At 75.3% G+C, this 22,684-nt stretch carries 25 protein-coding genes; 10 read left to right on the forward strand and 15 right to left on the reverse strand.

The window, feature by feature from the left end; translation table 11 throughout:
* The first annotated feature begins 8 nt into the window (after positions 1-8).
* A complete protein-coding gene (locus tag JIG38_RS07760) occupies positions 9-965 on the forward strand; it encodes an LLM class F420-dependent oxidoreductase (protein ID WP_199423193.1) in 957 nt (318 codons plus the stop codon).
* Here the strand turns inward: JIG38_RS07760 and JIG38_RS07765 are convergent.
* On the reverse strand, positions 950-2,287 hold the full coding sequence (locus JIG38_RS07765; RefSeq protein ID WP_199423195.1) for a glycosyltransferase 87 family protein: 1,338 nt from the start codon (positions 2,285-2,287) through the stop codon (positions 950-952). The two genes, JIG38_RS07760 and JIG38_RS07765, sit on opposite strands and share 16 nt — an antisense overlap.
* On the reverse strand, positions 2,242-2,772 hold the full coding sequence (locus JIG38_RS07770; protein WP_199423197.1) for a DUF4190 domain-containing protein: 531 nt from the start codon (positions 2,770-2,772) through the stop codon (positions 2,242-2,244). Before JIG38_RS07770 ends, JIG38_RS07765 begins: the two co-directional genes overlap by 46 nt.
* 188 nt (positions 2,773-2,960) lie before the next feature.
* On the opposite strand from JIG38_RS07770, the gene JIG38_RS07775 reads away from it, so the two are divergent.
* Positions 2,961-4,295 (forward strand): uracil-xanthine permease family protein, encoded by a 1,335-nt coding sequence (locus tag JIG38_RS07775; RefSeq protein ID WP_199423198.1) that lies wholly within the window; start codon positions 2,961-2,963, stop codon positions 4,293-4,295.
* Positions 4,296-4,333: 38 nt separating this feature from the next.
* Here the strand turns inward: JIG38_RS07775 and JIG38_RS07780 are convergent, their stop codons facing one another.
* The 8 genes from JIG38_RS07780 to JIG38_RS07810 form a co-directional block, all read right to left on the reverse strand.
* Complete coding sequence (locus JIG38_RS07780) at positions 4,334-4,957, reverse strand: GNAT family N-acetyltransferase (RefSeq protein ID WP_199423199.1); 624 nt, start codon at positions 4,955-4,957, stop codon at positions 4,334-4,336.
* A 6-nt stretch (positions 4,958-4,963) separates the two neighbouring features.
* Positions 4,964-5,638: a LytR C-terminal domain-containing protein gene (locus tag JIG38_RS07785; RefSeq protein ID WP_199423200.1), complete on the reverse strand. Its 675-nt coding sequence runs from the start codon at positions 5,636-5,638 to the stop codon at positions 4,964-4,966.
* Positions 5,638-5,937: a type II toxin-antitoxin system VapB family antitoxin gene (locus JIG38_RS07790; RefSeq protein WP_199423201.1), complete on the reverse strand. Its 300-nt coding sequence runs from the start codon at positions 5,935-5,937 to the stop codon at positions 5,638-5,640. Before JIG38_RS07790 ends, JIG38_RS07785 begins: the two co-directional genes overlap by 1 nt.
* Complete coding sequence (locus JIG38_RS07795; RefSeq protein ID WP_199423202.1) at positions 5,934-6,674, reverse strand: DedA family protein; 741 nt, start codon at positions 6,672-6,674, stop codon at positions 5,934-5,936. Before JIG38_RS07795 ends, JIG38_RS07790 begins: the two co-directional genes overlap by 4 nt.
* A gap of 2 nt (positions 6,675-6,676) precedes the next feature.
* A complete protein-coding gene (locus JIG38_RS07800) occupies positions 6,677-7,534 on the reverse strand; it encodes an ABC transporter permease subunit (RefSeq protein ID WP_199423203.1) in 858 nt (285 codons plus the stop codon).
* A complete protein-coding gene (locus tag JIG38_RS20115) occupies positions 7,531-8,577 on the reverse strand; it encodes an ABC transporter ATP-binding protein (protein ID WP_307844677.1) in 1,047 nt (348 codons plus the stop codon). Before JIG38_RS20115 ends, JIG38_RS07800 begins: the two co-directional genes overlap by 4 nt.
* 2 nt (positions 8,578-8,579) lie before the next feature.
* Positions 8,580-9,596 carry a hypothetical protein gene (locus tag JIG38_RS20120; RefSeq protein WP_233404605.1) on the reverse strand — a complete coding sequence of 339 codons (1,017 nt, stop codon included), beginning with the start codon at positions 9,594-9,596 and terminating at the stop codon, positions 8,580-8,582.
* A 100-nt stretch (positions 9,597-9,696) separates the two neighbouring features.
* Positions 9,697-10,698: a DMT family transporter gene (locus JIG38_RS07810; RefSeq protein WP_307844678.1), complete on the reverse strand. Its 1,002-nt coding sequence runs from the start codon at positions 10,696-10,698 to the stop codon at positions 9,697-9,699.
* Between the two features lie 147 nt (positions 10,699-10,845).
* On the opposite strand from JIG38_RS07810, the gene JIG38_RS07815 reads away from it, so the two are divergent.
* Positions 10,846-11,406: a gluconokinase gene (locus JIG38_RS07815; protein ID WP_372419876.1), complete on the forward strand. Its 561-nt coding sequence runs from the start codon at positions 10,846-10,848 to the stop codon at positions 11,404-11,406.
* Between the two features lie 25 nt (positions 11,407-11,431).
* Here the strand turns inward: JIG38_RS07815 and JIG38_RS07820 are convergent, their stop codons facing one another.
* Positions 11,432-12,574 (reverse strand): ADP-ribosylglycohydrolase family protein, encoded by a 1,143-nt coding sequence (locus tag JIG38_RS07820; protein ID WP_199423204.1) that lies wholly within the window; start codon positions 12,572-12,574, stop codon positions 11,432-11,434.
* 145 nt (positions 12,575-12,719) lie between these two features.
* Between JIG38_RS07820 and JIG38_RS07825 the strand changes: the two genes are divergently transcribed.
* The 4 genes from JIG38_RS07825 (at position 12,720) to JIG38_RS07840 (ending at position 17,961) form a co-directional block, all read left to right on the forward strand.
* Positions 12,720-13,601: an ABC transporter ATP-binding protein gene (locus tag JIG38_RS07825; RefSeq protein ID WP_307844717.1), complete on the forward strand. Its 882-nt coding sequence runs from the start codon at positions 12,720-12,722 to the stop codon at positions 13,599-13,601.
* Positions 13,602-13,670: 69 nt separating this feature from the next.
* A complete protein-coding gene (locus JIG38_RS07830) occupies positions 13,671-14,657 on the forward strand; it encodes an ABC transporter substrate-binding protein (RefSeq protein ID WP_199423206.1) in 987 nt (328 codons plus the stop codon).
* Positions 14,658-14,668: 11 nt separating this feature from the next.
* Positions 14,669-16,786, forward strand: coding sequence for an iron ABC transporter permease (locus tag JIG38_RS07835; RefSeq protein WP_199423322.1), 2,118 nt, complete (start codon positions 14,669-14,671; stop codon positions 16,784-16,786).
* Positions 16,787-16,836: 50 nt separating this feature from the next.
* Positions 16,837-17,961 carry a TolB-like translocation protein gene (locus JIG38_RS07840; RefSeq protein ID WP_199423207.1) on the forward strand — a complete coding sequence of 375 codons (1,125 nt, stop codon included), beginning with the start codon at positions 16,837-16,839 and terminating at the stop codon, positions 17,959-17,961.
* Between the two features lie 198 nt (positions 17,962-18,159).
* On the opposite strand, the gene JIG38_RS07845 is transcribed toward JIG38_RS07840, so the two are convergent.
* Complete coding sequence (locus JIG38_RS07845) at positions 18,160-18,456, reverse strand: DUF4287 domain-containing protein (protein ID WP_199423208.1); 297 nt, start codon at positions 18,454-18,456, stop codon at positions 18,160-18,162.
* Between the two features lie 47 nt (positions 18,457-18,503).
* Here JIG38_RS07845 and JIG38_RS21235 point away from each other — a divergent pair, with 47 nt between their 5' ends.
* Together JIG38_RS21235 and JIG38_RS07855 are read left to right on the forward strand one after the other, a co-directional pair.
* Complete coding sequence (locus JIG38_RS21235; protein WP_199423209.1) at positions 18,504-19,226, forward strand: RHS repeat-associated core domain-containing protein; 723 nt, start codon at positions 18,504-18,506, stop codon at positions 19,224-19,226.
* Positions 19,227-19,314: 88 nt separating this feature from the next.
* The gene (locus JIG38_RS07855) at positions 19,315-19,698 is read left to right on the forward strand and encodes a hypothetical protein (RefSeq protein WP_199423210.1); all 384 of its coding nucleotides are present in this window, start codon (positions 19,315-19,317) and stop codon (positions 19,696-19,698) included.
* 585 nt (positions 19,699-20,283) lie between these two features.
* Here JIG38_RS07855 and JIG38_RS07860 read toward each other — a convergent pair.
* From JIG38_RS07860 to JIG38_RS07870, 3 genes are all read right to left on the reverse strand, one after another.
* The gene (locus JIG38_RS07860; protein ID WP_199423211.1) at positions 20,284-20,577 is read right to left on the reverse strand and encodes a DUF4287 domain-containing protein; all 294 of its coding nucleotides are present in this window, start codon (positions 20,575-20,577) and stop codon (positions 20,284-20,286) included.
* Positions 20,578-20,650: 73 nt separating this feature from the next.
* Positions 20,651-21,298: a GyrI-like domain-containing protein gene (locus tag JIG38_RS07865; RefSeq protein WP_307844681.1), complete on the reverse strand. Its 648-nt coding sequence runs from the start codon at positions 21,296-21,298 to the stop codon at positions 20,651-20,653.
* Positions 21,295-21,954: a dihydrofolate reductase family protein gene (locus JIG38_RS07870; RefSeq protein ID WP_199423212.1), complete on the reverse strand. Its 660-nt coding sequence runs from the start codon at positions 21,952-21,954 to the stop codon at positions 21,295-21,297. Before JIG38_RS07870 ends, JIG38_RS07865 begins: the two co-directional genes overlap by 4 nt.
* 140 nt (positions 21,955-22,094) lie before the next feature.
* On the opposite strand from JIG38_RS07870, the gene JIG38_RS07875 reads away from it, so the two are divergent.
* The gene (locus JIG38_RS07875) at positions 22,095-22,622 is read left to right on the forward strand and encodes a DUF488 domain-containing protein (protein ID WP_199423213.1); all 528 of its coding nucleotides are present in this window, start codon (positions 22,095-22,097) and stop codon (positions 22,620-22,622) included.
* Positions 22,623-22,684: the final 62 nt, after the last annotated feature.

Consider the following 22,684-nt stretch of genomic DNA (forward strand, 5'->3'; position numbering starts at 1 on the left):
CTGGGCGGATGGATCTGCGCATCTTCACCGAGCCCCAGCAGGGCGCCTCCTACGACGACCTCCTGCGCGTGGCCCAGGCCACCGAGCGCCTGGGGTTCGACGGCTTCTTCCGCTCCGACCACTACCTCACGATGGGCGGCGACGGCCTGCCGGGCCCCACCGACGCCTGGACCACGCTCGCCGGCCTCGCGCGGGAGACGAGCCGCCTGCGCGTCGGCACGCTCGTCTCGTCCGCGACCTTCCGGCACCCGGGGATCCTGGCGATCCAGGTCGCCCAGGTCGACCAGATGTCCGGCGGCCGGGTCGAGCTCGGCCTCGGGGCGGGCTGGTTCGCGCAGGAGCACGCGGCCTACGGCATCCCCTTCCCCGAGAAGCGCTTCGGCCTCCTCACCGAGCAGCTCGAGGTCGTCACCGGCCTGTGGCGCACGCCCGAGGGTGAGCGCTTCGACCACGCGGGCGCGCACTACACGCTCACCGACTCGCCCGCGCTGCCCAAGCCCGTCCAGGAGGTCGCCGTCGCGGACGGCCGCCGCGTCCCCGGCGCGGGGGTCCCGGTGATCGTCGGCGGCAAGGGCCCGCGCCGCACTCCCGCGCTCGCGGCACGGTTCGCGTCCGAGTTCAACGCGTCGTTCCCCGAGATCGACGAGATCGCCGCGATGTTCGCGCGGGTCCGCGCGGCGTGCGAGGAGATCGGCCGTGCCCCGGACGACCTCGTGTACTCGGCCGCGCTCGTCCTGTGCGTCGGCGCCGACGAGGCCGAGGTCGCGCGCCGCGCCGCGGCGATCGGGCGCGAGCCCGCGGAGCTGCGCGAGCACGGCGTCGCCGGCACGGTGAGCGAGGCCGTCGACCGGATCGGCGCGCTCGCGGACGCGGGCGTCGAGCGGCTCTACCTCCAGGTGCTCGACCTCGCCGACCTCGACCACCTCGAGCTGGTCGCCGCCGAGGTCGCTCAGCCGCGCGCCTGAGCCCGGCCCGCCCGGCCGGTCGTCGCCGGCCGGGCGGCCACCGCGCGCGCCGTGCCCCAGACCGCGCACGCGAGCACCGCGAGGAGCAGCCCGTTGCGGGCGTCGAGGATCAGGGCCATGCCGCCGTCGCCCTCGAGCAGCGGGAGGTAGCCCCACGGGAACACCGCCTGCGTGAGCCCCGCCGCGGCGAGGACCAGGCCCGCGGCCGCGTGCCACCAGCGCGGTCTGGACCACGCCCCGGCCCGCACGGCGAGCAGGACAGCGACGGGCGGCGCGAACCACGTGAGGAACTGCGGTGAGCCGACCTTGTTCGCGACCACGAGCACCGCCACGAGCAGGAGCGAGGCGGGCAGCAGCGCGGCGGGCGCGGTGCCCCGGCGCCGCGCGACCAGCAGCACGGCCGCCACGACGGCGACCGCCACCGGCAGGACGACGTCGAGCGCGCGCGCGACCTCGGCCGTGCCCGGGCCGACGACCTCGTAGGTCACGAGCTCCTCGTTGAGCCGGACGGCGACGTCGGGCCGGTGCAGCGCGCCGACGAGGGTCGCGGCGACCGACTCGACCTGGAGGCCCCGCTCGCCCTGCGTGGTGAGGAAGTCGAGGACCCGCGGCAGGCCGCCGCCCAGCGCCACCGCGCCGACGACGACGGCGCACACCGCGGCCGCCGGGACGACGACGTCGCGCCACGGGCGTCGCGCCGCGGCCGCGAGCGGGAGCACGAGCGCGCCCGGCGCCACCTTGATCCACGCGCCGGCCGTGAGGAGCGCCGCCGCGAGCCGCGTGCCCCCGGGCGTCGCGGCGCGAGCGGACGACGGCGACGCCGCGAGCAGGGCGAGCACGGTCAGCGGCGCGACCACCGCGTCGATCCGCCCCATCGCGACGGGCCCCAGCAGGAGGAGGAACGCGAGCCACCACCATGCGCCGCGCGCGCCGAGCCGGCCGTGCCCTCGGTGCCGCACGAGCGCGACGACGGCCGCCGCGTCGAGCGCCGTGACGAGCAGGCACCAGCCGATCGCGTAGCCCGGGTTCGTCGTGGCGCCCAGCGCGGGCAGCAGCATGGGCAGCACGGCGCCCGCGGGGTAGACGAACGGGTCGTCGAGCACCGGCCAGCGGCCGGTCTCGAGGCCCTGGTACATCCACCACCGGTAGAGGTCGACGTCGTGGAAGGCCTGCGACGGCAGCACGACGACGCCCAGGTACGCGAGCCAGGCGTGCACGGCCGCGAAGGCCGCGGCGAGCGCGAGGTGGCGGCGCCGGGCGCCGCCCGCCCGGCCGCTCAGCTGTACGAGGTCGCGCCGATGGTGGCGAACATCGTGCCCCACACGAGCACGAAGAACAGGCCGCCCAGCACGCCGAGGCCGATGCCGATCCAGCCGAGGATCACGCCCCACGTCGCGAGCGAGGAGCCCTCCTCGCCGGTCCGCGCGATCTCCTTCTTCGCCATCATGCCGGTGATCACGGCGACGATGGAGCCGACGAAGAAGAGCACGGTGAGGCCGCAGATGCCCGCGACGAGCGAGACCACGGCCATGGTGTTGTTCGGCCGCGACGCCACCGGCGGGTAGCCCGCGTAGCCGTACTGGTCGCCGTAGGCCGTCGTCGACGGCCCCTGCGCGTACGACGACGGGTAGCCCTGCTGCGGGTAGCCCTGCTGGGGGTAGCCCTGCTGGGGGTAGCCCTGCTGGGCGTACGGCTGCTGGGCGTACGGCTGCTGGCCGGGCGTCGCGTACGGGTCCGGCTGCGCGGCGGAGTCACCCGGGCCCGGTGCCCCGGTGGGCTCGCTGGGCGGGGGTGTGGGCTGGCTCATGGCTCATCCTCGGCTCGGGCGGTCGGTGCGCAGGTCAGGCCCCGTGGACCAGGCGACACCTACCCGGCCAGCATGGCACAGCAGCACGTGGAGACGGGCCCCGTCGGCGGGCCGCGGTCGCTAGCATGCGGCTGGCCCCGCGGCGCTCCCTGCGCCCTGCGGCGAGGCCGTCGGCGGAGGAGAACCACATGGCCCTGGGTTGGCGCGTGCACGGCGACGGACGTCGGGTCGGACCGGGCGCCGTCGTCGCCCCCGACGAGAGGCTCAGCTGGCCGCGGACCATCGGCATCGGCATGCAGCACGTCGTGGCGATGTTCGGCGCGACGTTCCTCGTCCCGATCATCACGGGCCTGCCGCCCGCGACGACGCTCTTCTTCTCGGCCGTCGGCACCGCGCTCTTCCTGCTCCTCACGGGCAACCGCCTGCCGAGCTACCTGGGCTCGAGCTTCGCGTTCCTCGCCCCCATCGCCGCGGCCCAGGCCGAGGGCGGCACGGCCGTCGCGCTCGGCGGCGTCCTGCTCACCGGCGTGCTCCTCGCGCTCGTCGGCCTCGTCGTGCACGTCGCGGGGTCGCGGTGGATCGACGTCGTCATGCCGCCCGTCGTGACGGGCACGATCGTCGCGCTCATCGGGCTCAACCTCGCGCCCGTCGCGCGCGACAGCTTCCAGGCCGCGCCGCTCACGGCGCTCGTCACGCTGCTCGCGATCGTGCTCATCACGGTCCTCTTCCGGGGCATCCTCGGCCGCCTCGCGATCCTCCTGGGCGTGCTGGTCGGCTACCTCGTGGCCGTGCTGCGCGACGAGGTCGACTTCACGGGCGTCGGCGACGCCGCCTGGGTCGGCCTGCCCGACTTCACCGCGCCGTCCTTCGACCTGTCCGTGCTCGGCCTCTTCGCCCCCGTCGTCTTCGTGCTCGTGGCCGAGAACGTGGGCCACGTGAAGTCGGTCGCCGCCATGACGGGCCGCGACCTCGACCCGCTCCTGGGCCGCGCCCTCCTCGCCGACGGCGTCGCGACGACGCTCGCGGGCGCCGGCGGCGGATCCGGGACCACGACGTACGCCGAGAACATCGGCGTCATGGCCGCGACGCGCGTGTACTCGACCGCGGCCTACTGGGTGGCCGCGGCGACCGCGCTGCTCCTCAGCCTCTCGCCCAAGTTCGGCGCGCTCATCGCGACCATCCCCGCGGGCGTCCTCGGCGGGGCCACGACCGTCCTCTACGGGATGATCGGCATCCTCGGCGCGCGCATCTGGGTGCAGAACCGCGTGAACTTCTCGGACCCGGTCAACCTCACGACGGCCGCCGTCGCGCTCGTCATCGGCATCGCGAACTTCACGTGGGCCGCGGGCGACGTCGCCTTCGGCGGGATCGCGCTGGGCACCGCGGCCGCGATCGGCATCTACCACCTCATGCGGTCCGTGGCCCGGTGGCGCGGGACGAGCGAGGAGGCCGCGACGCCGGCCTCCGTGCCCGGCGGCGCCGAGCTCGAGGACCGGCGACCCGAGGTGACCGAGCACCGCTGACGCGACGACGACGGCGGCGGGCGCGCCCGGGGCTGCGGCTAGAGGCGCAGGCCCAGCAGCGCGCCGCCGTCGTCCTCCTCGAGGACCTCGAACCCGAGGTGCTCGTAGAACGCGCGCGCGTTCGCGTTGCGCGAGCTGACGCCCAGGTGGACGCCCGGGACGCCCCGCTCGCGCAGCGCGTCGAAGAGTCGTTCGAGGAGGGCGCGGCCCCAGCCCCCGCCCTGCGCCTCGGGCAGCAGGTCGACGTGGAGGTGCGCCGGGTAGGCCGCGACCACGTCGGCGGCCTCGCGGCGCGGCTCGTGCAGCAGCTGCACGAGGCCGGCGTCGGGGGAGTCCGCGGGGACGCTCCCGCGCGGGAACCGCTCGCGCAGCGCGGGCCACCAGTGCTCCTCGCACGCGTCCTCGAACGCGGCGGTGTCCGCGGCGCCGAGGACGTAGCCGACCGGGACGTCGTCGGGCCCGGCCACGACCCAGGCGAGGTCGGGGCTCAGCAGCAGGTACGGCCGGAGCCAGATGTCGGCCAGCAGCTCCGGGTGCGCGAACCGGGGGCGCGCGTCGCCCCCGGCGTCGCCCGTGCGGACGCAGACGTCGTCGAGCGCGGCGGCGTCGGACGCGCGCGCGGCGCGCAGGTGCAGTGCGGGCACGGCGGTCGGCGGGGCCATCCGCCGTCAGCCCTCGGGAGCGGGCTCGCCCTCGACGGCCGGGGCCGCCGTCGGCGTCGGCGCGGGGAGGGCGGCGGCGCGCGCCTCCTCGAGCGGCACGCAGCCCTCGACCGGGCTGAGCGGCACCGCGAGGTCGAGCACGACCGCGGCCGGGTCGACGAGCGTCGAGAACTGCTCGCCGAGCACGAGGTCGATCGCCGTCTCGGCCCGCTGGTCCATGACGAGCACGGGCGTGGGGACGTGCGCGGCGAGCGTGTAGGCGCTCTGCAGGCCGGCCTCGCCGAAGACGATCTGCGCCGAGCCGGGGAGCCGCGCGGGGTAGTTGCCCGCCGTCGGGACGACGAAGCCGCGCGTGCTCAGGGCGCTGCTCGTCTCTCCCGCGAGGCCCGAGCGACCGGCGCCGTTGTAGACGTTGACGGAGATCGCGGTGTACTGGATCGGGAGCATGCCCTCGGGCGGGCACGGCGGCGGCGGGAGCGTGCTGGCGGCGTCGTCGGCCGGGGGCGAGCTGAACTCGCGGTCGAGGAACGGCGCGGAGACCACGCCGGTGTAGACGGCCGCCGAGCCGACGCCGGCGACCACCAGGCCCGCGATGAGCGAGCCGAAGACCACCGCCTGACGCTCGTGCGTCCGCCGGCGACGCAGCCGCCGCTCGCGCTCTGCGGCGGTGAGCTCCTCCATCAGTCCTCCAGGACGAGCACGCGCGCGTGCAGGATCGGCCGCTGCTGGAGCGCGGCGCGGACGGCCCGGTGCAGGCCGTCCTCGAGGTACATGACGCCCTTCCACTGCACGACGTGCGCGAAGAGGTCGCCGTAGAAGGTCGAGTCCTCCGAGAGGAGGTTGTCGAGGTTGAGCGTCCGCTTGGTCGTCACCAGGTCGTCGAGGCGGACCTGGCGGGGCGGCACCTCCGCCCACTGCTTGGGCGTGGTGAGGCCATGGTCCGGGTACGGGCGTCCGTCGCCCACGGCCTTGAAGATCACAGTCCGAGTCTAGTCGGGGCGGGCGACGCTGCTCGTCCGTCCGCGGTCGGACGTCGTGCGACCGGGTCGTCCCCTCGCCCGCCCACCCCTGCCGCGCCGACCGGCACGGGCGGGCGAGGAAGGCGCGGCGCGGCGCGGTCCCGTACGCGCAGCAGCACGCGGAGCACGGCGTCGACCAGGGTCCCGACGACGAGGCCGACGGCCACCCCCGCGAGCACGCCCAGGAGCGGGTGGTGCTCGGCCAGCGCGCGCCCGGCACCGACGCCGAGCGCGACGGAGGACGCCGACCACGTGACCGCGGCGACGGCCGTGACCAGGGTGAACCGGCGTCGGGAGTACCCGACGCTGCCCGCGGTGAGGTTGGCGGCGACGCGGCCGACCGGGACGAACCGCGCGCCGACGAGGAACGCCGCGCCCCGCTGCTCGAGCGCCGCCGCAGCCCAGGCGAGCGCCTGCCGGGCCCGCGGCGTGCGCAGGAGCCGGACCCGTTCGACCGGCACGCGGCGGCCGACCGCGTAGGCGAGCTGGTCCCCGGCGAAGGCGCCAAGCGCGGCGACCGCGACGAGCACGCGGAGGTCGGGCGACCCGGTCGACGCGGCCAGCGCGGCCAGGGCGATCACGACCGACTCGCTCGGTACGGGCGGCACGAGGCCGTCCGCGGTCACGGCCGCCAGGAGCACCACGAGGGCCCAGGGCGAGTCGGCGAGCGCGGCTGCCCAGGCCTCGAGGCCCGGCACGCTCAGAGGTCCTTGCGGGCGAAGGAGAGCGCGGCCAGGGCCCAGACCATCGCGACCCACACAGCCGCCCACGCCAGGTAGGCGAGCGTCAGGGGTGCCTGGCTAAGGAAGGGGAAGCCGTCCATCTCGGGTCCGAACTGCGCGACGGCGGCCGAGTCCTGGAAGGCGTGCATGGCGCCGCGCCACAGCCCGTCGGTCGGCAGGAGCATGCGCGAGACGGTGCCGACCCGCTCGACGCCCTCGTTGCCGAGCGCCTGCCCGACGCCGCCGACGACGCCCGCGACCCAGGTCGCGCCGAACAGTCCGACGGCGACCACGCCGGAGGCCATGGGCGACACGACGGTCGAGAGCAGCAGGCTGAGCGTCAGCAGGACGACGGTCTGGAAGGCCAGGAGCGCGAGCGCGACGACGGGCTGCGGCGGCCAGTAGTCGACCGTCCACAGGACGACGAGGCACTGGGCGAGCCCCGCGAGCACGACGAAGCCGGTGCCGAACGCGACGAGCCCGAGCCACTTGCCGAGCAGCACCGCGTGGCGCCGGACGGGCCGGGCGAGGACGGACAGCGCGATGCCGGACTCGGTCTCGCCCGCGACCGTCGGTCCGGCGAGGAACGCCGTGCCCAGCGCCGCGATGAGGCTGAACCCGAACATCACGAGGTTGAGCACCTGGGACGCGGCGAGCCGCGCCTGCCCGCTCGTGAGCGTGCCGAACTCGGACTCGGCCGCGAGGCGCGAGAAGCCCCACGCGCTGAGCAGCAGCAGGACGAGCGTGAGGCCGGCGAGCGCGAGCACCACGCGGCGGCGCGACGCCTCGCGGAGCGTGAGGCCGGCGACGGTGAGGGCGGTGCGCAGCGAGGTCATCGTGCCCCCCGGGGGTGCTCGTGCCCGACGGCGGCCTCGGCCTCGGTCGCGGCCGACGCGGCGTCGGCGCGCTCCGCGGAGCCGGCGCGCAGGATCCCCAGGAGGCGGTCCTCGAGGCTGATCCGGCCCGGCTCGACCGCGTGCACGCGCGCGCCGAGCGCGACGAGCGCGCCGACGAGGTCGGGCACGGTGCCGTCCTCGTCGGCCGCGGGGAGCTCGACGGTGAACCACGCGCCGTCGCGCACGACGGCGCCCGTCGCCGCGAGCCTCTGCTCCGCGGCGGGCGTCACGTCGGTGAGGTGGAGGCGCAGCTCGCGCCGGCCGAGCAGCTCGGCGAGCGAGCCCTCCGCCGCGACGCGCCCACGGTCGAGGATGACGACGCGGTCGCACACGCGCTCGACCTCGCCGATGAGGTGGGAGTTGAGCAGCACGGCGACGCCCTGCGCGCGCAGGTCGAGCACGACGTCCCGGACGTCCGCGCGCCCGAGCGGGTCGAGCGCGCTCGTCGGCTCGTCGAGCACGACGAGCTCGGGGCGGGCCACGAGCGCGACGGCGAGCCCGAGGCGCTGCTGCATGCCCTTGGAGAAGCCGCCGACGCGGTCGTGCTCGCGGTCGGCGAGGCCGACGCGCGCGAGCCGCTCGCGCTGCTCCGTGTTGGGCACGGCGAGTCCCGCGAGCCGGACGTGCAGCGCGAGCACCTCGCCCGCGCTGAGCCACGGCTGGTAGCGGAAGAGCTCGGGCAGGTAGCCGACGCGCGCCCGGGCGGCGGGCTCGGCCGACGCGCGGCCGAGCAGCAGCGCCTCGCCCGCGTCCGGCCGGACGAGCCCGAGCAGCATCTTGATGACGGTCGTCTTCCCGGCGCCGTTGGGGCCGAGCAGGCCGACGACCTCGCCGCGGCCGACCTCGAGCGCGACGTCGGCGACGGCCTCGCGCCGGCCGTACCGCTTGCGCAGGCCCGAGCACCAGATCGCGGGCGACGGGGGCAGGTCCGCGACGAGGCGCGCGGCGGCCTCCCGCGCGTCGCGGGCGGGCTCGGCGGCCACGGTCAGCGCAGGCCCCGGGCGACGGACAGGACCTCGTCGGCGCCGACGGCGCCCGCGACGACCGTGACCACCCCGTCCTCGACCCACACCACGGCCGCCATCGTGCGGTCGTGCGCCTCGAGCACGGTCGCGGGGGCGCCGCCGACCTCGGCGGACGACGACGCGACGCGGTCGGCCGGCACGGGGATGGGGAGGGTGGAGCCGTCGCCGGCGAACGTGCGCAGCTGCGCCGCGACGTCGTCGGGCACCCCGGGCAGGGAGAGCAGGTAGTCGCGCGCCGTCGCGAAGGACACCCCGGACGACGTCGCCGACGGCGCGACCGCGCGCGCCACGAGGAAGGACGGCACGCCCGCGTCGTGCGACCACGTCTGCACGACGCCCGGCCCGGCGACCAGGCGCACCTGGCTCCCGTCGAGCCCGGGCGGCGGGGGCGGCAGGGCGACGCCCTGGTCGGCCGCGGCCTGCGCGGCGCGCTCGGCGGTGAAGGTGAAGGTCGCGGTGACCTCGCCGCCGACGGCGACCGCCGGCTCGCCCTCGACCCCGCGGGGCAGGTCGGACACCTCGGGCGCGTCCAGCCCGGTCTCCGCCTCGGCCGCCGCGAGGTCCGCGACCTCGTGGGGCTCGGCGTCGCCCGTGACCTCGATCTCGCCGTAGGCGCTGAGGTCGGGCAGGGCGACGAGGTCGTCCGGAGAGAACGCGATCGGCGCGACCTCCTCGGTGCGGAAGACGGGCAGCCAGTCGTTGGCCGCGGCGGCGCCGGCCCCGGCGAGGACCGCACCGACGGCGACCGCGGCCACGACCGGCCGGCGCACGAGGGAGCGGAGCGCGCCGCCGCGGGTCGTGGGCGAGGAGGGACCGGGGGCCGCGCCGGACGCGGCGCCATCGGTGTGGCCCCCACTGAGGCTCGCGAGGCGGTCGAGGCACGCCGGGCATCCCGCGACGTGGTCGCGCTCGGCGAACCCCACGCCGCCGGGCGCGGTGAGCACTCGGCGCAGGACGCCGTCCTCGGGATGACGCATCGGTCCACCTCCACAGGCAGGGCCGGCCGAGCGGCCGGGGAAGCCCTGCGCTATCGAGTCTCGGCCCCTTCCTATCGAAAGTCAATAGGCGCGTCGGGGTTCACCCGGCCGCGCGGCGGATCGCGAGGCGGGGCCGGCGGGTCACCCACACCCCCACCAGGCACAGTGCCCCGCCCACGAACGCGAGCGGCGGCGGCACCTCGTCGAGCAGCACCCAGCCGAGCACGACGGCGATCGGCGGCACGAGGTAGGTGGTCGAGCCGAGCCGGCCGGCGTCGCTGCGGGCGAGCGCGTAGGCCCACGTCGTGAACGCGATCGCCGTCGGGAACAGGCCGAGGTAGACGACGCCCGCGAGGGTGCTCGGCGGCGCCGCGCGCAGGTCCGCGACGAGCGCGGGCGCGAACGGCAGGCACGCGACCGCGCCCACCGTGCACGCGACCCACGTGACCTGGAGCGCCGACAGCCTTCCGAGCAGCGGCTTCTGGCGGATCACCGCCACGGCGTACGCGACCGCGGCGAGGACGCACAGCACGACGCCCCACACGTCCGCACGCTCGCCGGTCGACGTCGCGACGCCGATGACGACGACGCCCGCGAAGCCGATCACGCTGCCCACGAGCAGGGGGCGGGGGAAGCCCTCGCCGAGGCTCAGCCCGGCGAGCACCGCGAGCAGCACGGGGCCGACGTTGACGAGCATCGCGGCCGTGCCCGCGTCGACGCGCTGCTCCGCCGCGTTGAGCGCGATGTTGTAGACGCCGAACCACAGCAGCCCGACGGCGACGAGGCGCGGCCAGTGCTCGCGCGCGGGCCAGGGCGTGCGCTGGAGCAGCAGCGGCAGGCCGAGGGCGAGACTCCCCACGGCGAGGCGGCCGAGCGTGAGCGCGCCGGGCCCGACGTCGGCGCCGACGTCCCGGATCGCGACGAACGCGGACGCCCAGAGCAGGACCGTGACGCCGATCGCGAGGAGCGGCAGCGTGCGGTGGCGCGACGTGGGCGGCGTCGTGGCAGGCGCCGCAGCCGCCGTCGGGCCGGGGCCGGCCACCGGGCCGGGGACGGCGTCGGTCGGCAGGGGGGCGGGGTCGGGGGTGCGGGTCGCGCTCACCCCCCGACGCTAGGGGCGCGGCGGGCCCCGTGGCTCGCGGGATCCTGCCAACGTGGTGCGAGGTCCTGCCACGCGCCGGCGTCGGCCCCGCGGCGGACGCCCTGGACGCCGGTGGACGACGGCGCGGGGCTCGGCCACAGTGGGCGCGTGACGGACGCAGCGCAGGGCGGGACCGACGCGGGCGAGCGCGTGCAGCACCTCGTGATCATGGGCGTCGCCGGCTCCGGCAAGACGACGCTCGCGACCCTCCTCGAGCGGCGTCTAGGCTGGCCCTACGCCGAGGCGGACGAGTTCCACCCGCAGGCCAACATCGACAAGATGTCGGCGGGCACCCCGCTCGACGACGACGACCGCGGCCCGTGGCTCGGGGCGATCCGCGACTGGCTCACCGCGCAGACGCGCGCCGGCCGCAGCTCGCTCGTCACGTGCTCGGCGCTCAAGGCGAGCTACCGCGACGTGCTGCGCGCGGCGGAGGGCGACGTGCACTTCGTCCACCTCACGGCGCCACCCGAGCTCATCGAGGAGCGCATGACCCGCCGCACCGGCCACTTCATGCCGCCGACGCTGCTCCCGTCGCAGCTCCGGACCCTCCAGCCCCTGGGTGACGGCGAGGACGGCGTGACGATCGTCGTCGACGTCCCGCCCGAGGAGGTCGCCGACCGCACCGTCGCGGCGTTCGGTCTGCGCCCGGCACGCCCGCAGGGCTGACCCTCCCGGGGCGCCCGCCCGCAGGTCAGGACGGCGGGTAGCGCGTGAGCCAGGCCTTGGCGGCCTCGCCGTCCGACCCGGCGAGCGGGGCGCCGCCGACCTGCGTGACGAGGTCGCTCGCGAGCTGGTCGGCCACGTGCCCGACGTCGAGCCGCGCGACGGCGTCCGCGGGCAGGCCCTCGAGGCCGTGCGCGGCGCCCAGCAGCGCCATCGTCACGGCGGCCCCCGCGGCGGCGGCGGCGGGCTGCGGGTCGTCGATGACGGCCTGGAGCGCGTCGGCGACCTGGTCGCGCTCGGGGTGCTCGAGCGCGCCGCGCAGCCCGTCGGTGAGCGCGCGCAGCGCCGACCGCGGGCCGGACGGCACGCCGTGGCTGATGTCCTCCGCCGTGCGCGCGTGCGGCGGCAGCTGGTCCGCGACCGCTCGCAGCGCGACGCGCGCCCGGACGACGTCGTCGGCGTGCGGGACGCCCTGGTAGACGAGCGAGAGGTCGGCGGGCTCGGCGACGGTCTGGATGCGGCCGGTGAGCAGCGTGTGCGCGAGGGTGCGCGTGAGCGCGACCGCGAGCACCTGGCCGACGAGGCCGTGGGAGTAGGCCGCGACGTCGCGCGCGGTCTCGGCGACCCGCAGCCCGACCGACGGCGTGCCCGGCTCGGCGTCCGGCCCGGGCGGGGCCATCGCGACCGCGAGGAGCGCGACGGGCAGCGTCCGCGCGAGGACGAGGTCCCCGATGCTGTCGGAGGTGTCGTACCCCGGCCGCGGGTCCAGCGCGGCGCCGAGCGAGAGCGCCGCCTCGATGGCCGGGGCGGAGCCGCGTCCACCGCGGAGCAGGCTGAGCTCGGAGAGCCAGCCGTCGGGCCACTGGCCCGGCTCGGCCGCCTCGCGGTAGGCCACGACGCCCGGCAGGTCGTCCCGGCGGGCGCGGTGCGCGAGCCGTGCGGTCGCGTGCCAGAGCGCCTCGGGCACGCCGCCCGGCAGGCCGGTGAGCTGCTGGCGCACGAGCGCGCGCACCACGCCCTCGGTGCTCGCGAGGAAGAGCATGCTCGGGGTCCCCGCGACGAGGGTCGCGCGGTGCGGCTCCGGCGCACGGCCGATGGCGTCGCCGAGGCAGTAGCCGACGACGAGCCCGCGCACGCGGCTGCGGACGTCCGGCCAGTCGAGCTCCCCCATGGCACCTCCCTCCCCGAACCTAGCGGAGCGGGGCGCTCCGTCGGCACAAGGGACCTAGGTCCTGGGGCCGTGCCCGGTCCCACCTTCCGGGGTGGACCGGCTTTGCGCGTCGGACTTAGGTATGGCTAACCTCACGCTCGTGAGCCTGAGCCCCCTGGACGTCAGACCGGACGTGACCGCGCGCGGCACGGTCGCGCTCGAGGGCGCGGACCTCCACCTGGCCTACGGCGAGGTCGACGTCGTGCGCGGTGCCGAGCTCGTGCTGCGCGCCGGGGAGGTCACCGCGCTCGTCGGGCCGAACGGCAGCGGCAAGTCGACGCTCCTGCGCTCGCTCGCGCGCCTCCACCGGCCGACGTCGGGCACGGTCCGGCTCCCGCGCGAGGACGCGCCGGACGAGGACGCCTTCGCCCTGCACCCCAAGGACTTCGCGCGCCGGGTCACGCTGCTGTCGCAGAGCCGGCCGACGCCGGGCGGGGTCACCGTCGCGGAGGTCGTCGAGTACGGCCGCCACCCGCACCGCGGGCGCTGGCGCGCGGGCGACCCCGACGGCGCGCGCGCCGTCGCGTGGGCGATGACCGTGACGGGGGTCGTCGCGATGGCGGGGCGCGCCGTCGACGAGCTGTCCGGCGGCGAGCTCCAGCGCGTGTGGCTCGCGTCGTGCCTCGCGCAGGACACGGGCGTGCTGCTGCTCGACGAGCCCACCAACCACCTCGACCTGCGCTACCAGGTCGAGATCCTCGACCTCGTGCGCGACCTCGCGGACGACCACGGCGTCGCTGTCGGCGTCGTGCTGCACGACCTCGACCAGGCGGCCGCCGTCGCCGACACGGTCGCGCTGCTCGACCGCGGTCGCGTGGTCGGCACCGGCGCCGCGGCCGAGGTCCTCACCGGACCCGCGCTGACCCAGACCTACGGCATCCGGATCGACGTCACCACCGACCCCGCCTCGGGTCGCGTCCGCACGCACCCCGTGGGCCGGCACGCCGACCGTCGGCCCCGCGCGACCACCGCTCACGCCGCGCGCTGAGGCCTCGACCACCACCCGCAGTCCCCACCCACCCGCGGCCCCTTCCCACCCACCCACCGAGAGACACCCATGCGCACACCTCGCTTCGCCCTGCCCGCAGCCGCCCTGCTCGTCGCCTCGCTCGCGGCGTGCGGGACCACCGAGGCGCCCGAGACCGACACCGCGGAGGCGACGTCCGCGGCGTCGGATGCGGGCCCCGTGACCGTCACCGACGACCGCGGCGAGGTCACGCTCGACGCGCCCGCCGAGCGCGTCGTCTCCCTCGAGTGGGGCCTCACGGAGAACCTGCTGAGCCTGGGCGTCGAGCCGATCGGGCAGGCCGACGTCGCGGGCTACAACACGTGGGCGACGGTCGAGCCGCTCGACCCGTCCGTGGCCGACGTCGGCTTCCGCGGCGAGCCGAGCCTCGATGCCATCGCGGCGCTCGAGCCCGACCTCGTCGTCACGACGACGGACCTGCCCGAGAACGTCATCGAGCAGCTCGCCGAGTCCTACCCCGTCGTCGCGCTGCGGGGGTCCGACGCGTCCGACCCGCTCGCGCACATGCGCCGCACGGTCGAGGTGCTCGGCGCCGCGACCGGCCACGACGACGAGGCCGCGCAGCTGCTCGCCGACTTCGACGCGACGCTCGAGGAGGGCGCCGCGGCGCTCGCCGAGGCGGGCCTCGAGGGTGCGTCCTTCACGATGGCGGACGGCTGGGACGACAACGGCGTCGTGTCGATCCGCATGTACACGCCCGGCTCCTACCTCGGTGGGATCGCGGCCGAGCTCGGGCTCGAGAACGCCTGGACGGGTGAGGGCGACCCCGACTACGGCCTCGCGTCGACCGACGTCGAGGGCCTCACCAGCCTGGGCGACGTGCACTTCCTCTACGCGGCGAACGACTCCGAGGCCGACCCGTTCGCCGAGGGCCTCGCGGGCAACGCCATCTGGCAGCAGCTGCCGTTCGTCACCGCCGGCACGGTGCACCGCATCCCCGACGGCATCTGGATGTTCGGCGGCCCGGCCTCGGGCGAGGCCTTCGTCGACGCCGCGGTCGCCGCGCTGACGGAGTGAGCGTGGCCGTCCTGGAGCGCGGTGCCCACGGTGCCCTCGGTGCCCGCGGGGAGGCGCCGGCCGCCGACGCCGCCCCGGTGCGCCGCCTCCAGGTCGGTGCGGTCCTCCTGGTCGCGCTCGCCGTCGTCGTCGTGCTGGGGGTCGTCGACCTCACGCTCGGCACGTCCGACGTCGGCGCGGGCGACCTGCTGCGGCTGCTGACCGGTGGCGCCTCGGGCGCCGACCAGCAGGCGCTCGCCGTGCTCGTCGCGTCGCGGCTGCCGCGCGTCGTGACCGGGCTGGTCGTCGGGCTCGCGCTCGGCGTCGCGGGCGGCGTGCTGCAGTCCGTCGCGCGCAACCCGCTCGCCTCGCCCGACACGTTGGCCGTGAACGCGGGCGGCCACCTCGCGGTGGTCGCCGCGGCCGCGGCCGGGGTGAGCCTCCCGCTCGCCGTCAACGGCCTGCTCGCGTTCGTGGGCGGGCTCGCGGCCGCGGGGCTCGTCCTCGCGATCTCGCGCGGCGGGGCGACCGGCCCCACCCGCCTCGTGCTCGCGGGCTCGGCGACGATGCTCGCGCTCAGCTCGGTGACGATGCTGCTCCTGCTCCTGTTCGCGCAGGAGACGGCGGGCCTGTTCGCGTGGGGCTCGGGCTCGATCGTGCAGTCCGACGGGCGCACCGTCACGCAGGTCGCCCCGGTCGTCGCGCTCGGCGTCGTGGCGGCGCTCGTGCTCGGGCGCCGGCTCGACCTCCTGGGCCTCGGCGACGACGCCGCGACCGTGCTCGGGCTCGACGTGCGCCGCACGCGCGTCGTCGCGGTCCTCGTCGCGGTCCTGCTCTCGGCGGCCGCCGTCACGGTGGCGGGGCCCGTGGGCTTCGTCGGCCTGTGCGCGCCGGTCGTCGCGCGGCTCCTCGCGCGGGTCGTGCCCGGCCTGCACCGGCACCGCGTGCTGCTCCTCCTCGCGGGCCTCGTCGGCTGCGCCGTCGTGCTCGGCGCGGACATCCTGCTGCGCCTGCTCATCCCCGGCACCGCGGGCGTCGCGGTGCCCACCGGCGTCGTCACGACGCTCTTCGGCGCGGTTGTGCTCGTGTGGCTCGCGCGCCGCCTGCGCGACGACGCCCGCCCGACGACGGCGTCCGCGGGCACCGGAGCGCCGCGCTCGCGCCGCCGCGTGGTCGCCACCACGGCGGTGCTCGCGGCGCTCGTCGTCGGGGCGCTGGTCGCGGGCCTGCTGCTCGGGGACCGCCTGCTGCTCACGGGCGACGTCGTCAACTGGCTGCGCGGCGTCTCCGGCCAGGGCGTGACGTTCGTGCTCGACCAGCGCGTGCCGCGCGTCGTGGCTGCGCTCGTCGCCGGCACCGCGCTCGGCCTGTCCGGTGCGGTGGTCCAGGCCGTGTGCCGCAACCCGCTCGCCGAGCCGCACCTCCTCGGCATCACGGGCGGCGCGGGCGTGGGCGCCGTGCTCACGCTCGTGCTGGTGCCGGGCGCGAGCCTGTGGGCGGTCACGGGTTCGGCCTCGGTGTCGGCGCTCGCGGCGTTCGCGCTGGTCTACGCCCTCGCGTACCGGCGGGGGCTGAGCTCCGACCGGCTCGTGCTCGTCGGGATCGGCGTCGCCGCGGTGACGACCGCGCTCCTCACCCTGATCGTGGTGGTGACGAGCCCGTGGAACACGGTCATGGCGCTCACGTGGCTCTCGGGGTCGACGTACGGCCGCTCGCTCGAGCAGAGCTACCCCGTGATCGCGGCACTCGTCGTCGTGGTGCCGGTGCTCGTCGCCGCGCGGCGCGAGCTCGACCTCGTCGCGCTCGACGACGACACCCCGCGCGTGCTCGGGGTCGGCCTCGGCCGGACCCGGCTCGTGCTGCTCGCGTGTGCGGCGCTGCTCGCGGCCGCGGCCGTGTCCGCGGTCGGGGTGGTCGGGTTCGTCGGTCTCGTCGCGCCGCACCTCGCGCGCGGGCTCGTCGGGTCGGCGCACCGCCGGATGGTGCCGGCCGCAGCGCTGCTCGGCGTGCTGCTCGTCAGCGTCGCCGACACGCTCGGCCGCACGATCATCGCGCCCGGCCAGATCCCGGCCGGGCTGGTCACCGCGATGATCGGCGCGCCGTACCTCGTGTGGCTCCTGTGGCGGACTCGGCGGTCGGTCGGCCTCTGACGCCCGGCCGGCCGGTGTCTCGCCGCGCGGGCTGGGCCTAGCCTCCTGCCATGGGCTCCGAGGCGACGCCGCGACGCCGCAGCCATCGCCGGGGCGTCCTGCTGACGGCAGGCCTCGCGGCGCTCGGCGCGCTCGCCACAGGGTGCACGCCCGACGCCGGCATGGACGAGCCCGACCACCCGCTCGGGCTCGTCCCGTGCGGCGACGCTCCCTACGTCGCCGTCTTCGCCGGCCAGACCGAGCGGCACCTCGCTCACGAGCTGCCCGGGTCGACGCCGTCGAGCGACGTCTACGGTCTGCGCGCCGACGGCACCGTCGAGCAGGTGACGGACGACTACGGCACGTACGAGGCGGTGCTCTCTCCGGACGCGTCGACGATCTACGCCGCCGGCCGGCCCGTGCCTCACGGCGAGACCGAGCAGCTCGTTGCGATCGACGTCAGCACCGGCGCGCGCGAGCTGCTCGCGGAGGGCGCCGCCTTCGCGGCCCCGGCCGCCGTGGGCGAGCTGCCCGGCCTGGCGCTGATCGCGTGGACGGGGCGGACGGCGGACGGAGCCGCCGACCCCGTCCCCGCACGGCTCGACCCCGAGGGGTCGCGCGGCCTCGAGCCTCTGACGTCGCCGTGGAGCACGCCAGGCGGCTGGTACGACGCCGCGTGGTCCCCGAGCGGGCGACTGCTCGCCTACCTCACGGGGTCCCCGCCCCTCACGCCGGAGGTGGACCAGGTCGCGGAGGTCGTCGTGCTCGACGTCCAGAGCGGTGCTGTCGAGGTCGTCGCCTCGTGGCGCGGCGGCCCCAGCCCGCAGTACCTGGACTGGTCGCCGGACGAGAGCCGCCTCGTGACCACGGTGACGACTCCGCTCGCGCCCGGCCGCTTCGCGCGCGACGTGGTCGAGGTCGACCTCGCGACCGGAGAGCGCGCGACACTGCGCGAGGACAACGGCGAGCGCCACGTCTACGCCTCGCGCGACGGCGCGGCGCTGCTCACGCTGCGACAGCCGCAGGAGGACGCCACCGACGCCGTGCTCGTCCGCCTGCTCGCGCGCGCGGACGACGGGACCGCCGTCACGGTCAGGGAGCTCCCGCTCGCTCTCGGAGAGGGCGTCGACGAGGGTGCCGACGAGCGCGTCGTGGGCGCTCTCGATCTCGCGGTCGCCGACTGCGCCCTGCCCTGACGCCTACGCGGTCGGCCTCGTCGCCCTACCGTCGAGCCAGAGGGTGTCGGTCTCGTCGCGGTGCACGCCGTCGGTGACGACGTGGCACCGCCGGATGCTCCCGGCCGCGGCGCTGCTCGGCGTGCTGCTCGCCGATCGCCTGGAAGCGATCCGGCGGCCGGACACTGGATCGGCTTCCAGAAGTCAGCGGGTTGTGCGTCAGGTCGACGCGGGCTTGGTCGCCCTGCCGTCGAGCCAGAGGGTGTCGGTCTCGTCGCGGTGCACGCCGTCGGTGCCGACGTGCTTGGTGCTGATCTGCGGGCCCTTTGAGATCACGTGCCACAGCGCCATGGCGTGCCCACGACCCAGGCCGTAGTCCTCAGCCAGCCACGCGACGACGCCGCCGGCCTTGGCCCCCGGGGCGTCGAGACCCTTCTCGTGCGCGATCGCCACGAGCTCACGCGGCGTGAGGCCGGTCCTGTCCTCGATCGTGTCGAGATAGGCCTGGAAGGACATGGAGGGTGCTCCTGGAGTGGTCGGCGCCCGGACGCGGGCGGGTCCCCGTGCCCGCGACGGCCGCAGCAGCGACCGTCGCCGGCGTCTGGTTCTCGACGTACGACGAATTCGGCAGCGACCGACTGCACATCGGACAAGCCCCCACCGGCACGGCTCCCACTCGATACGGTTGGCTGGGCGCGCACGAGCGGTCCACCCGCACCCTCGGCGACCTCACCCTCATGGGCGTCCGGCTCTACATGCCCACGACTGGCCGCTTTCTCTCCGTCGATCCGATCCTGGGCGGAAACACCACTCCGTATGCTTATCCTCAGGATCCGTTGAGTGCTTACGACTTGGATGGGCGGCGAGCCCACCATAAGCCCGGCCTGGTGAATCCGTGCTGGTGCGCAAGTGGCCGAGTCGCCAGTTACCGAGGCGTTGGCGGGGCCAGCGGAAATTTGCCGTTGCGGCCCGCTCCAATTCGGCGCTCGGATGCTGTCCTCATGAGGGAGAGTGGCAATTCGATGAATCGCCACATCCGCGGGACTCGGGAGTACAATGAGCGCGTTGCGTCAGGCAGGACGCCCTCAGTATTTAAGGACAGGCGATGGCAAGCGGTCGCGACCGACCTCGCGTTGAGGAAAGGGGTGCCGACGGTTGGTCGAGGCAGCGAAGTGCGATACACGTATAATACGGGAGCGGTGATCGGCTACAGCCCGCAGGGTAGACCGCTCACAAGCGTTACCGTCAGCCTCTCTAGGACGGGATATCATGCGTGGCCACACTGAATCGGTGCTTCGTGTTGCGGACGCGTTTCTCCAACTGGCCATAGGTCCGCCTGTCGAGGGGATGGGCAGACTCGAGATCCCACTCGACATGGCAGCGAGCGGCGTGTTCGACTGGTTCGTCCCGCTGCTTGAAACAGTCGGGCCAACGCGAATCGAGACGGACCGGGAGCGAGGGCCGTCCTGCGTCTACACGGTCGAGACGCGCTCAAAGGAGGCGGCTGTCTGCTATCTATCAACCGTTCTGCCTTGGGCGGTAGTGCTCCGCTGGAATGCTGACCTAACGTTCGGCGGCTTTGGTTCCCTTGCCGCCTCCGACGCAGATGTTGCGCGTCTGTGTGCGATCATGTCGGCTGCGGGTTTCAATGTCGTTGGAGAGTTCGAATGTTCCCAAGTCTCGCCCTACGCCAATTTGCAGGGCGGGAACCTTACGTATTTTGAACTCGTTTTTGACGAGGAAACGCACTGGGCCTGACCCACAGCGACGGGGGCCGCGGCGTCGGGCCGACTTGTAGAGCCTTCGACTCACGCAGAGCCCCTCCCCGGCGCGAGGCGACGGAGCAATCAGTACAGGACCGTTCGCCGTAGGCGCTTACCGGGCCGAGCACGAGTAGGAGCGACGCTATGCCCCGCGTTGCGCTGAAGGGCAAGCGGGTGCTGGTTGACCTCAGCATGGTCGAGAGGGCCGCACTGTTCTGTCGCACTCCTGTGGTGATCGCGACTAAGTGCATTATGCGCATGGAACTTGCGCGGATGCCGGGTCGATACGTGCTCGACGAGCTAGTTGGTCTCGGTTTCGCGGCCGCCGGCGCGCCACTCCCGGACGTCTTTGCGGCGTCCCAACGGAGCCAAGGCGCTGGTGTGGATTGCGTCGAGCACGGCCGCGGGCTTCGGCGTTGTCATCAGCAGCGCTCGAGACGCGACTGGGCTCGAACGCGTCGTTCGAGCCGTGACGCCAAGCTGAGCACTTTGACGCGGCCGGTCGGGTTAAGGTGCCGCCGATAAGTGCCGTCATGGCGACGAGGCTCGAGCGTCGGGCCTGCAGCTCCATCTCGGACGGTCACGACCCAGGCTTGGTCGCCCTGCCGTCGAGCCAGAGGGTGTCGGTCTCGTCGCGGTGCACGCCGTCGGTGCTGACGTGCTTGGTGCTGATCTGGGGGCCCTTCGAGATCACGTGCCACAGCGCCATTGCGTGGCCGCGGCCCAGGCCGTAGTCCTCCGCCAACCACGCAACGACGCCGCCGGCCTTGGCGCCCGGGGCGTCGAGGCCCTTCTCGTGCGCGATCGCCACGAGCTCGCGCGGCGTGAGGCCGGTCTTGTCCTCGATCGTGTCGAGATAGGCCTGGAAGGACATGGGGCTGCTCCTCGGGTCGTCGGTGCGCGCTGACACCAGCGCGGTGGTGTGGCGGCGGTGCTGCAGACCGGGCTCAGGCCCCGGACTCATCGCCCTGGCGGCGGACGGGCTGGCGCAGGATCGTGCGGAGCTTCTCGGGCGCCGTCCGGCGCGGGTCGCTGAGGTAGATCTCGTGGTGCCTGCCGGTCATGACGAGGCCGTGTTCGGGCACGAAGCGGTCGTGCAGGTCGGCGAGCACCGGGCCCTCGTCGTCGAAGGACCCGACGTGCAGCGTCTGGGCGCACAGGCCCTCGTCGAGCTCCTCGAGCCGCACCCGGTCCACGGCGACCTCGGGCTTCTTCCGTGCGACGTCGGCCCGCGCGGCGTCCACGTGCTCGGTGCCGAGCCAGTCCGGCACCAGGAGCAGGAGCGTCCACGACCACGCGTTCGTGTCGCGTCGCGTCGTGAAGGCGGCCGGGTCGTCCGCCCACCACAGACCCTCGAGCGGCGGCACGACGTAGTCGCGGCCGAGCTCCCGCTTGCTCGCGAACTTCAGCGTGTAGGCGAGCGGGTAGAGCGCCTCGAGCGCCGCGGTGTAGTCCGGCGAGGTGTTGGGGTCGCCCTGCCCGTCCGCCGCGAGGTACCGCATCGACGGCACCTCGACCAGGCGGATCTCGCCGCGTCGGGCCGCGTAGGAGTCCAGGGTCCGCTTGAGGTCCGTCGCGGCGGCGGCCGTGCTCACGGCGTCGCCCGCACGAGCCGGACGTGCGTCACGCGGGTCGAGCTCACCATCTCGGCGACCTCCATGCCGTGCGGGCCGCCGTCGAGCCGGTCGAAGAGGCGCTCACCCCCGCCGAGCAGCACGGGCGCGATCGCCAGGTGCATCTCGTCGACCAGCCCGGCGCGCAGGCACTGCTGGAGCACCTGGACCCCGCCGCCGATGCGGACGTCGAGCCCGCCGGCGGCCGCGACGGCCTGCTCGACCGCGGCCTCGACGCCGTCGGTGACGAAGTGGAAGGTCGTGCCGCCCGCCATCTCGAGCGGCGCGCGCTCGTGGTGGGTCACCACGAAGACGGGGTGGTGGTACGGCGGGATGTCGCCCCACCAGCCCGTCCACTCCTCGTCCGGCCACGGCCCGCGCACGGGGCCGAACATGTTGCGGCCGATGACGGTCGCCCCCACCTCGTCGTCGCCCAGGCGCGCGAACTCGTCGTCGAGTCCCTCCTCGGGCGGCCCGTCCGAGCGGTCGCCGTACGTCCGGCGGAACGTCGCGGTCTCGAAGATCCACTCGTGCAGGCGCTCGCCGCCCGTGCCGAGGGGGTGCTCGAGGTCCTGGTCGGGCCCGGCGGCGTAGCCGTCGAGCGACATCGTCATGTTGTGCACGCGGATCCGCGTCACGCCCGCCTCCCTCGCCGTGGCCGCAGCCAATCAGGTGGACGGTGCCACGTGTGCGAGCACCGCGTCCACGGCTCTCGAGCCTCGACGCGGCAGCGGTGCCCGGGCGGGAACCGAGGGGCGCTCCGTGGCACGCTGGCCGGATGACGGCGCCGCTGCTGACCTTCGGGCACGGCACCCTGGCGCAGGACGCGATCGCCGCGGTGCTGCGCGGTGCGGGCGTCGAGCGGCTCGTCGACGTGCGCCGGTTCCCGGGCAGCCGCCGCCACCCGCACGTCGCGAGCGACGCGATGGCGCAGTGGCTGCCCGACGCCGGCGTCGCCTACCGCTGGGAGCCCCGCCTCGGCGGGCGCCGCCGCTCCGACCCGGAGGAGGCCGACGTCGACCCGTGGTGGCAGGTGGACGCGTTCCGCGCGTACGCGGCGCACACCCGCACGGACGACTTCCGCGAGGCGCTCGGCGAGGTGCTCGCGGGTGCGGCCGAGGCGCGCACCGCGGTGATGTGCAGCGAGACGGTGTGGTGGCGGTGCCACCGGCGGCTGATCTCGGACGTCGTCGTGCTGCTGCACGACGTCCCTGTGCAGCACCTCGGCCACGACGGCCGCCTAGCGCCGCACCGTCCCTCGGCCGGGGCGCGCGTCACGGACCGCGGCCTCGTCTACGACGGCTGACGGCTGACGGCTGACGGCTGACGGCTGACGGCCGGCGGGATGTCGTCTCTTGCTGCTGCGCG

Origin of the sequence: Actinotalea solisilvae (assembly GCF_016464425.1) — a bacterium.
GTDB classification, from domain to species: domain Bacteria; phylum Actinomycetota; class Actinomycetes; order Actinomycetales; family Cellulomonadaceae; genus Actinotalea; species Actinotalea solisilvae.